The organism is Vibrio sp. 1641, assembly GCF_033339995.1.
In the GTDB taxonomy this organism is placed as follows: Bacteria; Pseudomonadota; Gammaproteobacteria; order Enterobacterales; family Vibrionaceae; genus Vibrio; species Vibrio alginolyticus.
Genome location: NZ_JAWOVP010000338.1, coordinates 1 through 593, shown reverse-complemented (window position 1 = coordinate 593; position 593 = coordinate 1). Strand labels below are relative to the sequence as shown.

The window sequence follows — 593 nt, the reverse complement described above, 5'->3', positions numbered from 1 at the left end:
CAGTTTGTGATAGATGTCGGCTGTAGCGCCGATTTTCAATGCGATTTTAGCAAAAAACTCCCGAGGGACATGGCAATCACTGCACGTAGCGGCAATCACACCCTGAGCATTTTTGAAGTGTGGGGATGCTTGGTACTCCTCAACTATCGTATCCATCCCAATATGGCAACTGTAACAAAACTCGTTGCGATTGGTGTAATCCATACCAAAGTGAAAAACACTGAGTGCCGCCCCACCAAGGATAAACGCCAATAAGCCACCAATTGGTATGCCGAGCATCCATTTTCTGTTTGGTTTACGCCATAAACGCATTGGTGTTCATCCCATAGCAGCGCTAGCGATAACTCGCATAGTATTCTACGAGCGCGTTTAAATCATCGGAACTAAGCCCTTTGAACGCCTCATCCTTTTTTTTATCAACGGAGCGTTTGCCTTGCTTAAACTGTTGCAACGTAGTGGCGAGATAGCCCTTCTGCTGACCAGCTAAAATCGAAGCTTCATCCAGAGCGTTACTGCCACCATCCGAATGACAGTTCTCGCAACTTTTCGCGTGGATAGCCTTACCTTTCATCGCTAACGCTTGATCAAAAGAC

At 46.5% G+C, this 593-nt stretch carries 2 protein-coding genes; both read right to left on the bottom strand.

All coding sequences use genetic code 11. The features are described from left to right. The coding region (locus R7Z47_RS25860; RefSeq protein ID WP_318130895.1) for a NapC/NirT family cytochrome c at positions 1-312 on the bottom strand (312 nt) is incomplete at its 3' end. Positions 313-334: 22 nt separating this feature from the next. Beyond that, a partial coding sequence (locus R7Z47_RS25855) for a c-type cytochrome (protein WP_318130894.1) occupies positions 335-593 on the bottom strand: 259 nt, incomplete at its 5' end.